The sequence below is a fragment of the Terrabacter sp. BE26 genome, assembly GCF_041941675.1.
Taxonomy (GTDB): Bacteria; Actinomycetota; Actinomycetes; order Actinomycetales; family Dermatophilaceae; genus Terrabacter.
The window spans coordinates 2,498,899-2,511,668 of sequence record NZ_CP090122.1 but is presented as its reverse complement, the minus strand read 5'-3'; the positions used below and the strand labels follow the sequence as shown (position 1 = coordinate 2,511,668).

At 67.9% G+C, this 12,770-nt stretch carries 12 protein-coding genes; 4 read left to right on the top strand and 8 right to left on the bottom strand.

All coding sequences use genetic code 11. The features are described from left to right. The first annotated feature begins 75 nt into the window (after positions 1–75). A complete protein-coding gene (locus LQK93_RS11625) occupies positions 76–1,281 on the top strand; it encodes a lipopolysaccharide biosynthesis protein (RefSeq protein ID WP_374967945.1) in 1,206 nt (401 codons plus the stop codon). Between the two features lie 94 nt (positions 1,282–1,375). Here LQK93_RS11625 and LQK93_RS11620 read toward each other — a convergent pair whose 3' ends face one another. Continuing rightward, positions 1,376–2,392, bottom strand: a complete 1,017-nt coding sequence (locus LQK93_RS11620) for a glycoside hydrolase family 26 protein (protein ID WP_374967944.1) — start codon at positions 2,390–2,392, stop codon at positions 1,376–1,378. Positions 2,393–2,640: 248 nt separating this feature from the next. Between LQK93_RS11620 and LQK93_RS11615 the strand changes: the two genes are divergently transcribed. Both LQK93_RS11615 and LQK93_RS11610 read left to right on the top strand, forming a co-directional pair. After that, complete coding sequence (locus LQK93_RS11615) at positions 2,641–3,186, top strand: NADPH-dependent FMN reductase (protein WP_374967943.1); 546 nt, start codon at positions 2,641–2,643, stop codon at positions 3,184–3,186. A gap of 154 nt (positions 3,187–3,340) precedes the next feature. After that, entirely contained in the window at positions 3,341–5,140 is a 1,800-nt protein-coding gene (locus tag LQK93_RS11610; RefSeq protein ID WP_374967942.1) for a DEAD/DEAH box helicase, read from the top strand. Between the two features lie 757 nt (positions 5,141–5,897). Here the strand turns inward: LQK93_RS11610 and LQK93_RS11605 are convergent. The 7 genes from LQK93_RS11605 to LQK93_RS11575 all read right to left on the bottom strand — a co-directional run bounded on the left by LQK93_RS11605 (position 5,898) and on the right by LQK93_RS11575 (position 11,776). Beyond that, the gene (locus LQK93_RS11605; RefSeq protein ID WP_374967941.1) at positions 5,898–6,653 is read right to left on the bottom strand and encodes a type II secretion system F family protein; all 756 of its coding nucleotides are present in this window, start codon (positions 6,651–6,653) and stop codon (positions 5,898–5,900) included. 154 nt (positions 6,654–6,807) lie between these two features. After that, the gene (locus LQK93_RS11600; protein ID WP_374967940.1) at positions 6,808–7,659 is read right to left on the bottom strand and encodes a type II secretion system F family protein; all 852 of its coding nucleotides are present in this window, start codon (positions 7,657–7,659) and stop codon (positions 6,808–6,810) included. A 155-nt stretch (positions 7,660–7,814) separates the two neighbouring features. Next, complete coding sequence (locus tag LQK93_RS11595; protein WP_374967939.1) at positions 7,815–9,188, bottom strand: CpaF family protein; 1,374 nt, start codon at positions 9,186–9,188, stop codon at positions 7,815–7,817. Continuing rightward, a complete protein-coding gene (locus LQK93_RS11590) occupies positions 9,185–10,357 on the bottom strand; it encodes a CpaE family protein (protein WP_374967938.1) in 1,173 nt (390 codons plus the stop codon). The genes LQK93_RS11595 and LQK93_RS11590 overlap by 4 nt, the downstream gene beginning before the upstream one ends. Then, on the bottom strand, positions 10,354–11,136 hold the full coding sequence (locus tag LQK93_RS11585) for a Flp pilus assembly protein CpaB (RefSeq protein WP_374967937.1): 783 nt from the start codon (positions 11,134–11,136) through the stop codon (positions 10,354–10,356). Before LQK93_RS11585 ends, LQK93_RS11590 begins: the two co-directional genes overlap by 4 nt. A gap of 219 nt (positions 11,137–11,355) precedes the next feature. After that, positions 11,356–11,547: a Flp family type IVb pilin gene (locus tag LQK93_RS11580; RefSeq protein ID WP_374967936.1), complete on the bottom strand. Its 192-nt coding sequence runs from the start codon at positions 11,545–11,547 to the stop codon at positions 11,356–11,358. A gap of 37 nt (positions 11,548–11,584) precedes the next feature. Beyond that, the gene (locus tag LQK93_RS11575; RefSeq protein WP_374967935.1) at positions 11,585–11,776 is read right to left on the bottom strand and encodes a Flp family type IVb pilin; all 192 of its coding nucleotides are present in this window, start codon (positions 11,774–11,776) and stop codon (positions 11,585–11,587) included. 371 nt (positions 11,777–12,147) lie between these two features. Here LQK93_RS11575 and LQK93_RS11570 point away from each other — a divergent pair, with 371 nt between their 5' ends. Then, positions 12,148–12,621 carry a prepilin peptidase gene (locus tag LQK93_RS11570; RefSeq protein ID WP_374967934.1) on the top strand — a complete coding sequence of 158 codons (474 nt, stop codon included), beginning with the start codon at positions 12,148–12,150 and terminating at the stop codon, positions 12,619–12,621. Positions 12,622–12,770 lie beyond the last annotated feature (149 nt).

Genomic DNA, 12,770 nt, shown 5'->3' with positions numbered 1-12,770 from the left:
TCCGGCCGCGCTCGTGACTGGCGACAGCACACTGACGTCCTCGGCCGTGCGGGCTCGCTGCTCGCCACGACCGTGGTGACCTCGGGCCTCGGATTCGTCTACTGGGCCGCTGCTGCGCGTCTCTACAGCCAGCGGGCCGTGGGTCTCGGCTCGGCCGCCATCTCGGTGATGATGCTGCTCGGGACCATCGGCATGGCCGGCCTGGGCACGGTGCTCATCGCAGAGCTTCCGCTCCGGTCGGTGGGCCGTGCGCGACTCGTCGCGGCCGGGCTGCTGGCCAGCGCGGGCGTCTCCGCGGTGCTGGCCCTCATCTACGTGCTGACGGCCTCGCGGCTCAGCGACGCGCTGGGGATGCTGGTCAGCCAACCGGGAGGAGCGGGACTCTTCGTGCTCGGGGTCGCCCTGACAGGGGCGATCCTGGTCTTCGACCAGGCCACGTTGGGACTGCACCTCAGCGCGCTCCAGCTGTGGCGGAACACCATCTTCGCGATCGTGAAGATCGGACTCCTGGTGGCGCTCGCGCTCGCCGTGCACGACGAGCAGGGGCTCGGGATCCTCGCCTCCTGGGTCGGGGGGACCGCCCTGTCCATGGTGCTGCTGGGAGTGGTGATGCGCCTGCGAGGCATGCCCATCGCACCTCGACCCCAGTGGTCGCTGCTGCGCGGCCTCGGCAGGACGACACTGGCCCACAACTGGCTCAACCTCGGCGTGCAGGCGCCCCGGCTGCTCATCCCGGCCGTCGTCACCGCCACCGTCTCGGCGTCGGCCGGCGGCGCCTTCTACGCCGCGTGGACGGTGGTCGGCTTCCTGTTCATCCTGCCCACCCACCTCTCGACGGCATTGTTCGCCGTCGCTTCCGCGGATCGGGCCGCCCTGGCACGGAAGACACGGTTGACCCTGCGCGTGTCACTGGCTGTAGGGCTCTGCGGCAGCGTGGGACTCGCGGTAGGGGCTCCCCTCATCCTTGCCCTGTTCGGACGCAGCTACGCCCGTGAGGCCACGGTGCCCCTGCAGGTGTTGGTGCTGGCGTACGTGCCGATGATGGTCAAGACCCACTACGTGGCCGCGGCGCGCGTGCGGCGGCGCATCCCTCGGGCCGCGGTGGTGATGATCGTGTGGGCCGTCCTCGAGCTGGCGGCCGTGTCCTGGGGCGCCCACGTGGGCGGGCTGGTCGGGGTTGCCTCGTGGTTCGTGGGCGCGATGGCCGTGGAAGCACTGGTCCTGGCGCCCATGGTCTGGAGCGTGGCTGCTGCAGACCAGCGCAAGGGTGGGCGCACCTAGCCGGTGCGCCCACCCCAACCCTGCATCCGGACGCTGTCATCCAGGTCACTGCCATCCGGGTCACTGCCGTCCGGGGCCGCTGACCCGAGCACCCTCAGCGGGGACGTCCGGAGAAGTACGGGTCGCGCGCCATGGAGATGTACGCGTTCAGCGCGCTGGGCGAGGAGTCCGCACGCCAGTCCAGCTTCGAGGACGACCGGTTGGTGTCGAAGTACACGAAGGCCTTGATCCCGCGGTGAGCCTTGATCCACCTGCTGGCGTCGGACAGCCAGGCGGCCTTGTTGCCGCCGGGCTCGAGCGACCCGGTCTCGGCGATCATGATGGGCTTTCGTCCGGCGTAGTCCGCGTAGACCGGGCCGAAGACCTGTCCGAAGGTCTGCCAGGAGTCCTTCGAGCCCCAGTTGTAGCCGTCGATACCGACCCAGTCGACATAGGCGTCGCCGGGGTAGTAGTTGCGCCAGGAGTTCCACGACGTCGTGCTGGTCCCGCCCGGGTGCGAGTCGGCGTTGGGAGCCCACACCCACGCCACATTGCGGACACCCGCACGGGCGAAGACGTCGTGGATGTGCCGCCAGGCGGCGACGAACACCGACGGCTTGTTCCCGACAGCCGTGCCGGACCACGCATACCAGTCGCCGTTCATCTCGGCGCCCCAGCGCAGGAACATCGGTCTGCCGAAGGCAGCCACGGCCTTGGCACGGGCCCTGATGAGCGCGTCCTGCGATCCGTTGACGATCTTTCGTGGGTCGATCCCCCACCAGGTGTCCATCACCGTGCGGCCCTGCGCGGCGTCCGCCTTCTCCGCGACGCCGGGGAACGAGTCTGCCCAGTCGTAGTAGTGGGAGTTCACGGCATACTTCCGCTTCAGCTGGGACTCCCGGGCGGTCACGCTGGTCTGCAGGGTCTTGCCGGGGAGCTGGGTGAAGGCACCGAAGATCACCGTGTTCGACGACGGAAGCGGCGGATGCACGGACGTGCTGGCAGTGGCCGAGGTGGTGGCGGAGCCCGCGATGAGGAGCGCGCCCGCCGACACGGCCGCAGCGGCCAGCGGGAGCAGGCGCTTGCGACGCCCATGAGGGGAACGGGATGTCTGGTTTCGGGTGTTTTGCATGCTGATCCTTCAGTCGACGTTCGCGCAGAGGGGGAGGCACGAACGCCCAACACCCTGACATGCGTGTCGCAACGATGCGAAATGGCGCGGTCCCCCTCGCATCCGGACGATGCCGGTCCAGCGCCGCGCGCCGTCGGCCCGGGAACGGCAGACGCCGCCTCGTGCGAGCCGCGCGTTTCGCGGGCACGGTGCACACGGCATACGCTCGTTTTGGGAATGCCTTCGGGAGCGTGATAGTTAGTTGAAATGTGAAGCAACTTCGGATCGTCGTCTCCAGCACCCGTCCCGGCCGCATCGGCCCCAAGGTCGCCGAGTGGGTGGCCTCGCAGGCCCCCGCCGACGAGTGGGAGGTCCAGCTGCTCGACCTGTCCTCGCTGCCGTTCTTCGACGAGGAGGACATGCCGCGCAACGGCAACTACGCGAAGCCGCACACCTTGGACTGGGCCTCGAAGGTCTTCGAGTCCGACGCGATCGTCGTGGTGACGCCGCAGTACAACCGCAGCTTCCCGGCCCCGATCAAGAACTCGATCGACTACCTCTTCGCCGAGTGGGACGCCAAGCCCATCGCCCTCGTCGGCTACGGATGGACCGGCGCGACCGACGCCACGGCCGACCTCACCAAGGTGCTCGGCCACGTCAAGGCCGACGTCGTCGGCTCCACCGGCCTGGTCTTCACGCAGGACGTCTCCCCCGCCGGTGACCTCGACGTCACCGACGAGCGCCGCGCCGAACTGCTCGCCCTGCTCGACGCGCTGGCCGCCAAGGTCGACGAGCCGGTCAGCGCCACCGCCTGACCGCGCGCACTCCCGACGGGGGCCGCCCACCTCGGGCGGCCCCCGTCGTCGTCTCCCGATGGCGTATGCCGTGTGGGGGGGTTCTCGCTGCCCGCGGGGCCGCGGCACCGCACGACGGTGTCGCGCACCGCCGCGGACGCACTACCGTCAGGGTGTGAGCCAGCACAGCCCCGAGCCCCAGACCCGCGACGACGAAGCACCCGTTACCGAGTCCCCCAGCTCAGACGGGCAGTCCCCGGAGGTGAGCTTCGCCGACCTGGGGCTCGACGAGAAGGTGCTCAAGGCGCTGCGCGACGTCGGCTACGAGCACCCGTCGCCGATCCAGGCGGCGACGATCCCGGCGCTGCTCGAGGGCCGCCACGTCGTCGGGCTCGCGCAGACCGGCACCGGCAAGACGGCCGCGTTCGCCCTGCCGATCCTCAGCAGGCTCGACCTCAAGCAGAAGACGCCGCAGGCGCTGATCCTCGCCCCGACGCGCGAGCTGGCACTGCAGGTGTGCGAGGCCTTCGAGCGGTATGCCGCGCACCTCAAGGGCGTGCACGTGCTGCCGGTCTACGGCGGGCAGGCCTACGGCGTGCAGCTGAGCGCGCTGCGCCGCGGCGTCCACATCGTCGTCGGCACCCCCGGCCGCATCATGGACCACCTCGAGAAGGGGACGCTCGACCTCAGCGAGCTGCGCTTCCTCGTGCTCGACGAGGCCGATGAGATGCTCAAGATGGGCTTCGCCGACGACGTCGAGACGATCCTGGCCGACACCCCGGACGACAAGCACGTCGCGCTCTTCTCCGCGACGATGCCCTCGCAGATCCGGCGCATCTCGAAGAAGTACCTCCACGACCCGGTCGAGATCACCGTCAAGTCGAAGACGTCGACGGCGCCGAACATCACGCAGCGCTACCTCACCGTGTCGTATCCGCAGAAAGTCGACGCCCTGACCCGCATCCTCGAGGTCGAGAACTTCGAGGGCATGATCGTCTTCGTCCGGACCAAGAACGAGACCGAGACGCTGGCGGAGAAGCTGCGGGCGCGGGGCTTCTCGGCGATGGCGATCAACGGCGACATCGCCCAGAACCAGCGCGAGCGCACCGTCGACCAGCTGAAGTCCGGCAAGCTCGACATCCTCGTCGCGACCGACGTCGCGGCGCGCGGGCTCGACGTCGAGCGGATCAGCCACGTGGTCAACTACGACATCCCGACCGACACGGAGTCGTACGTCCACCGCATCGGTCGTACCGGGCGAGCCGGCCGCAGCGGCGACGCGATCTCGTTCGTCACGCCGCGCGAGCGCCACCTGCTCAAGGCGATCGAGAAGGCGACCCGACAGTCGCTCGTGCCGATGACGATGCCGAGCGTGGAGGACATCAACGCCAGCCGCCTGACCCGCTTCGACGACGCGATCACGCAGGCCCTGTCGGCGACCAGCCGGATCGACGCCTTCCGCGACGTCATCGGGCACTACGTCAGCGAGTTCAACGTGCCCGAGGCGGACGTGGCGGCCGCGCTGGCCGTGGTCGCCCAGGGCGACGAGCCGATGCTGCTCGAGCCCGAGCCGGTCCGGCCGGCAAGGACGTTCGACGACCGGGGGCCGCGGGAGCGTCGCGATGACCGAGACTCACGTGGTCGAGGGGATCGGGGTGAGCGGGGACCGCGGCGTGCGGCCTCCGGGCCGATGGCGAAGTACCGCATCGCGGTGGGACGGCGCCAGCGGGTGGAGCCGCGGCAGATCGTAGGCGCCCTGGCCAACGAAGGCGGCCTCGGCCGTCAGGACTTCGGCCACATCGACATCCGCGCCGACCACTCGATCGTCGAGCTGCCGGCGACGCTGCCGCCCGGCGCGTGGGAGAAGCTGCGCTCCACCCGCATCTCCGGACAGCTCATCGAGCTGACGCAAGCGGACGGACCGTCGTCGACCGGGTTCCAGAGAAAGCCCCGCGACAAGCATCGGCGCGACTGACGGCTCAGCCGGCGGCCCATGCCATTTCCGATTCCTATGTCCCCTTTGCGCCATGGTGATGAGCGGCTGCATCCCGGCACGAGTAACCTGCGACACTCAGACCGAGGTCCCAGGGGCCGGTCCGGGACCTCCGCCGATCGGATGCCGGCCGAGACAACCGTTGGAATTCACATCGCAGAAGCGCGATTCACCCCCAAGATCACTCGAGCTGTCCGATTGGGCTTCGTGGGACGGACTCATCCAGGTGAGGCAACGTCGGCTGTCCTTGGCTGCGACGCAACCGTGGGATGGCGGCTAGGAGAGTGAGGGATCCTAGCCACAGGACCGGAGTACACAACAGCATGCCAGCGGGAACAGCCCACCGCCGGTGTCAGCGACGGGTGGAAGCCCCCACATAGGGGCTCCGAAAGCGGCCAGCGCGCAGTTAGGCAGCGGCGCTAGGGACCCTGTCGAGGCGAGGAAGACGCGTATCCCAGATCCACCGAATGCCTCTCATGGAGTTCACCGACGTCCGGGTTTGCGCGTCCCCTGGTATCGGGGGGTTTGAGGCCCGACGTGTCCTGAAGACGTGAGGGCCATCGGTGGGATCTTCGATGTGTAGGGCCAAGTACTCATCGAAAGGGAGCCAGCCCGATGGCTTGTGCCCGTCCTTCCGCCATACGACATCGGGAGTGCCGGGCACGAGCTCCGAGATACGGCGGGGCAGTGGTCAGCGGTCCTTCGCCGCGCGCAGGGTGGCCGACGAGAGACTGTCGAGCTACATGCCCGTGAAGGCCGACATCATCCTCAAGGCGCCAGGCCCGATGATGACGACGAAAAGCGCCGGGAAAAGGCACAACAGCAACGGAACCATGATCTTCACCGTCACCTGCTGCGCTTTCTCCTCTGCCTTCTGCCTGCGCACGAGGCGCATCGTCGCGGTCTGCTCGCGTAGCACGGTCCCGATCGGCAGACCGAGTCGGTCAGCCTGCGTCAGGGCGCTCGTGAAGTTCTTCACCTCCGGGAGCACGACGCGCTCCCCCATGCCGGTGAATGCGTCACCGCGTGACTTTCCGATCTGAATCTCGGAGAGCACGCGCGCGAACTCGCCCGAGATGGGCCCCTCGACGTTGCGTGCCACCTGCATCAACGCGGCGTCGAATCCCTGCCCCGCCTGCACGCACACGCTGAGCATGTCGAGCGCTTCGGCCAGTCCCTTGGCTGTCTGCTCCTGTCGCTTCAGGGCGAGGTTGTGCACGAGCAGGTCAGGGAGGAAGAACAATGCCGTCCCCACCATCAACGCGATGCCCACGCCGGAGAGGGAGAACCCAGCGTAGACGACACCGAGCAGCACCCCGAGCACCAGAGCGCTTCCCTTGGTCCCGAGAACTCGCTCCGGCGTCCACGGGGCCGGGTTCCCTGCCCGGTCGAGCATCCGTGCGAGCCGTTCGTGGGTCCCCGAGGGCGAGAGCCTCGCGGCCAGAACCTGCATGCGGCCCATGACCGGGGTGACCAGCCGCTCCTTGGTGCTCAACTCCGCACGCACCGCGCTGCGGTCGCCGACGGGGCTCTCGATGAGTGCCAGTGACTTGGCGACTCCTGTCGGCCCCCCCGATCCCAGGAGGAGCGCACCGGCTGCGGCCGCGACACCGACCGCGACCAGGGCGGCTCCGACATACAGCAGCACGTCAGACCTCGATCTTCACGATTTTGTTCATCCAGAGCATCCCGAGCCCCATCATGACGACGCCGCCGACCAACATGGCGATACCCAGAGGCTCCTGCCAGAGCAGACTGATGTAGGCGTAGTTGCCGTAAAGCATGTAGATGAAGATGCCGATCGGGAGCGCCACCAGGATGTATGCCGAGAGGCGACCCTCCGCGGAAAGCGCCCGTACCTGTCGGCCCAGGGACTCACGCTCTTTCAGCGTCGTTGCCGTCGTGTGCAATGTGTCGGCCAGGTTGCCGCCGACCTCTCGCTGGATTCGGATCGCCATGACGGCCCAACGCATGGAAGTGCTGTTCATGCGAGCAGCCATGTGCTCCAGGGCATCCGAGATGTCCGTGCCGATTCGCGCCTCCGCCAGGGCCCGGGAGAACTCCTTTGCCGCGGGCTCCGCAGCGTCACGAGCCACGGCATCCAGCGCCTGCGCCAGCCCGAACCCGCTGCGCAGGCTGGTCGACACGAGCGTCAGCACGTCCGGCAGCACCGCTTCGAATGCCGCGGCCCGCCGGCCGGCAAGGAGGCGTAGCACCAGCATCGGCAAGACGAGCCCGACCACTGCGCCGACTCCGCCTCCGAGCAGCAGCAGGACCGGCTCGGAGCCGCGGAACAGGAAGAGCACGAGGGCCGCCACGACCACGGCGGCGATTCCGCGCAGGACGAACCACTCACCAGCGCGGAAGGGCAGGTCGGCGCGGGCCATCAGCGCCATCGTGCTCTTCGTCGAAGCCCTTCCCTGCATCTGCCGCTCGCCGAAACCGATCAACTGCTCCGAGAGCGGCGTGAGCTCGGACTTGGCCTTCTGGTCGACCGCCACTCGGCCCCCGGGCACGTAGTCGCTGATCGAGGCGATGCGTCGCTCGCGCCGGGTCTGCAGGGTGGGGGCGAGGGCGATCGAGAGGGTGACGACGGAGAGGGCGACGAGGACGGCCGCGAGCCAGATCAACGGGGACGGGGCAGGGGCGGCGGGCATCAGAATCCCTGCCGGGCGAAGAGGGTGATGGGAAGGTCTACGCCATGGTCTGACAGGTCGTCGGTGAACTTCGGGCGAATTCCGGTGGGCACCAGCCCACCGAGGAACCTGCCGTTCTCGTCCCGACCGGCCGAGTAGTCGAAGACGAAGATGTCCTGCAGTGTCACGACATCTGCCTCCATCCCCAACACCTCGGTGATGGCGACCACCCGGCGCGACCCGTCCTTGAGGCGCGACTGCTGCACGATGAGGTCGACGGCTCCTGAGACCTGCTCGCGGATGGCCCGCACCGGCAGGTCGACACCCGCCATGAGCACCATAGTCTCCAGCCGCGACAGACTGTCGCGCGGCGAGTTGGCGTGCAGGGTGGTGATGGAGCCGTCGTGACCGGTGTTCATTGCCTGGAGCATGTCCAGCGCGGCGCCGTCTCGGATCTCACCGACGATGATGCGGTCGGGCCGCATGCGTAGACAGTTGCGAACCAGCTCACGGATCGGCACCGCGCCGCTCCCCTCGATGTTCGCGGGGCGAGCCTCCAACCGAAGGACGTGGTCCTGGCGCAGCTGAAGCTCGGCTGCGTCCTCGATGGTGACGATCCGCTCGTCAGCCGGGATGAACGAGCTGAGCACGTTGAGGGTCGTCGTCTTGCCCGAGCCGGTGCCCCCCGAGATCACGACGTTGCGCCGGCCCCGAACGCACGCGGACAGGAAGTCCCTCGCGCTGGTGGTCAGGGTGCCGAAGCTGATGAGGTCGACGTCCGTGAAGGGGTCGGCGGAGAACTTGCGGATGGTGAGCAGCGAGCCGTCGAGCGCGATCGGGGGGACGACGGCGTTGACGCGGGAACCATCAGGCAGTCGCGCGTCCACCATCGGACTGGACTCGTCTACTCGCCGACCGATGCGGGCGACGATCTTGTCGATGGTGCGGCGTAGGTGGGCGTCGCTGGCGAAGGCGGTCTCGACGGGATACAGCCTTCCGCCGCGCTCGATGTAGATGCTCCCCGGGCCGTTGACCATGATCTCGCTGACCTCGGGGTCGCGCAGATAGGGCTCAAGGGGCCCGTGCCCGAGGATGTCGTCGGACACTTCCTGGGCGATCCGCGATCGGTCCGACAGCGACAGTGGGGTCTGCTCCGAGTCGATGACCTCCTGCAGCGTGGTGCGCACCTGCGATGCCAGCTCGTGCTCGGAGAGGTGGGGGTCGTAGAGCCGCGGGCCCAGCGAGTCGACGAGCGTCTGGTGCACCCGCTCCTTGACCTCGGCGAAGGGATCGACGGGGCGGCTGCGAAGCTCGGCGCTGCGCGCTTCGCCGACGCCTGGCGGCGGCGTCGCGACGTGGCGGGCTCGGTCGAGGCGTTCAGCGAGATTGCTCATCTCTTGCTCCTCAGCAGACCAAAGTTGCGCTTGATGCCGTTGCGGAGCTGCTCGCCAAAGCGGATGCGGATCTCCGTGTCAGCCAGGTGCCGCATCGCCAGCGAGACGGTGGACCTCGGCTCCGACAGGATGATCGCCACGCCCCGGTTCGTCGCGGCGGGCACGGAGACGCTGTTCGGGATGCTCACGGCGATCGAGGCGCCCAGGGCTGACTCGACGTCATCAGCTGTGAGCCCCACCTTGGCATCCGACCTGTTGAGGACGATGCACCGTGCCTCCGGTGCCGTGCCGAGGGTGTCAAGGGTGTTGATGGCGACCTTGAGGTTCTTGATGGCTGGGATGTCCAGGGTCGCGATCAGCAGGGTCAGATCGCTCGAGTCGAAGGCAGTGAGGACGTGCTCGGTGAACGAGGGCGGCGTATCGACGACGACGTAGTCGTACTCCGCCCTGGCAACTCGCAGGATCTCGGCTACCAAGGCGGCAGGGATCCTCTCGGCCTCCGCCGGGTCGTCGGGCGCGGCGAGTACGTGGAGACCGCTCGCCTCGTGAGTCGTCACGACCGAGGCCAGACCCTCGCGGTCGAGGTGGCCGCTCATGGCCACCAGGTCACGGATGGAGCTGCTCGGCAACAGCTGGAGGCTGATGGCCACGTCCCCGAACATCAGGTCAAGATCGATGAGCAGCGTCCGGGAGTGCATCCCTGCCAGATAGGCAGCGACGTTCGTCGCGAGGGTGGTCTTGCCGACCCCCCCTTTCGCCGAGAAGACGGTGACGACCTTGGCCTCACGGGACGTGCCCCCTGCCTGGTGGCCGTGCAGCTGTGCTGTCAGTGCGCGGCTGCGGCGCACCGCCTCGGCGAGGGCCGGGCTGTCGTCGGCCTGAACGACCTCGCGGATCCCACTGCGCAGAGCGTTGGCCAGGACCGCCACCTCGAGTCGGTGCCGGAGCAGGACGACCCCGACGTGGGGGTGGTCCAACCGCTGCGCGTCTGCCAGCTCGCAGGCTGCGTCCAGGTCGACGTCAGGTCCGACGACCACCAAAGTGTGCGCCGCGTTGTCCTCGATCGCGCGGGCCACCTGCGGGCCGGAGGACATCGCAACCACGTCCTGGCCAACCGCGTAGCGGTACTTGTCGGCCGCCGATGGGTCAGGGTCCCAGAGAATGGTCATGGCAGAGTCCCGGGGAAGAGGTTGAGGTCGTTCGCCTGCTGGTTCGGGTCGATCTTGACGCCCGAGCCACGTAGGGCCGCATACAACGTGTAGTTCGCCACGCCGTGGATGAGCTTCGCCGCATCTCCAGGAGGCACGGCCACCGTGACGAGGACGCCAGTTGAGTTGGCAGCCGGCGCCGCTGCGCCGTCCGTCTTGGCCGGTGCCGCCAGAGCCGAGGTGCCGACGCCGATGACGAGCACGTCGTCGAGCAGCACACTCGTCCCCTTGATGTCGTTGTCGTTGATCTTCTTCGACCGCGCATCGTCGCCGAGGGCCTTGATCTTGTACGACGTGTAAATGGCGATGTGTGAGCCCGGGGTGACGAAGGTGCCCACTCGGGCCGGGTCGCTCAGCTGCACGGAGACGGCGAGCTTGCCCGCGGGCACCTCGATGGCCTTCTCCGCGGGGGGTGTTGTGCCGAAGCGCGCGGCGAGGACGTACTCCCCCGGCTGGACGTCTGAAAGCGCGAGCAGCTCCCGGTTGCCGGCGTTGATCTCCTCGAGCGCACCCGCCGGAACCGCCTCTGCGGACACCTTCGTGTGCGTGAGCAGGCCCTGCTCCTCGGCGGCCTTCAAGGTGGTGCCGGCGGGGACGAGCTTCTGGGCGACCCAGACGCCGGCGAGCTGGGCGCCCGCCAGCGCGCGCTGGTCGGCGTTCTTGGCGTAGACGAGGACGAGGCCCCCGCCTGCCGCAGCGAGGAGCAGGGCCAGGAGCGCGGCGAGGAGGCGACGGTTCATCGGTTACGTCCTAGGTCGAGTCAGTCATTCGTTCCGACTGGCGCACGAGCGGTAGCCCCGTGCAGGGGATATACGAGGGGGAGATATGAGGGTCCCATCACCGCGTCCTGGACTCGCTGGGCGCATACTGGCTCGCTCGATGAGCATCGGCGCCACCCTTTTGCCCGCAGCATGGTGAGCGGCGACTGAGACCACCTCAGCCGCCGCTGCACCAGAGGATCACGGAAGGTTGGTCGCCACGTTGGTGAACAGGCCGCTGATCTTGGTACCGAGCGCCGTCACGGCGGCGATGATCGCGACGGCGATCAGGGCCACCATGAGGCCGTACTCGACGGCGGTGGCGCCCTTCTCGGACCGGGCGTCCCTGGCGACATTAAAGCGGGTCTGGCACTTGGCTACGAAGTTGGTCATTAGTGCGTCCTCGTCCTTGTCTTTGTCCTTGTCCTTGTCACGGGACCTTGGAGGAGACGTTGGTGAACATTCCGCTGATCTTGGTACCGAGGGTCGTCACGGCGGCGATGATGGCGACGGCGATCAGGGCCACCATGAGGCCGTACTCGACGGCGGTGGCGCCCTTCTCGGACTGGGCATCCTTGGCGACGTTGAATCGCGTCTGGAGCTTGGCAGCGAGCTTGGTCATGAGATTCCTCCCGACAGGGCCCACCCGATGTGTGCCCGACGAGGGGAACATTAGGAATCAAACTCACTCGTGTCCCGATAACCGCGAAAATTGGGTCAAAGTAGCGGAATCCTTGCGAGTGCGCCGCAGCCGTGCGCGGACACGCCGATGAAGGAGCTGTCGTGGCAAGTGCAGGCCCCCTTCCGCTCGTACTCGTCACCTTGGCAGGGGCGACTGCCGGCCTCCTCATGGTTCGGGGCCTGCACTCACACGCCTACCGTCACCAAGAGGAGCGTTCCCTCCCACCGCGCCACGTCGGGTGGGTCGTTCCTGTAAGCGCAGTTGTGTCCACCTCGATCTGGCTGGCCACCAGCCCCGGCTCCCCTGCCTTGGTGCCGATCACCTACCTGGCCTGCTCGTGGGTGTTGATCGCGCTGGCCGCCATCGACCTGGACGTACATCGCTTGCCGGACGCCATCCAGCTTCCCGGCTATCCAGTCCTTCTGGTCCTTCTTGCGTGCTGCTCGATACTTACTGGCGACCTGGATGCACTGCTGCGAGCCTCCCTCGCGGGCGCGGGGATGTTCGGGCTCTTCTTCGTCCTGCTCCTCGCGGCTCCCAATGGCGGCATGGGCTTCGGTGACGTGAAGCTGTCCGGGTTGCTCGGCCTGCTGCTGGGCTGGCTCAGTTGGCGGCACGCCACTGTCGCCACACTCGGGACATTCGTCCTCGGGGGCTTCGTCGCCGCCGTTCTCCTGGTCTCCGGACGCAGCGACCGCCGAGGCGAGTTCGCCTACGGGCCGGTCATGGTCGCAAGTGCGCTCATGACCATCATCCTGCTACCGCTTGCCGCAGAGGCCGCATGACCAGGGACCCGCCCCCACGTCGGGCGGGGCGGCACGTTCGGGACCGCAGGCAGATTGCGCCGATATCGATGTATGCCCCTTATGTGTGCCCTACTGTCGGCCTCGGGAATCGATCAAAGCGAGGGTTGAGGCATGGGCGGGGGCGTTCG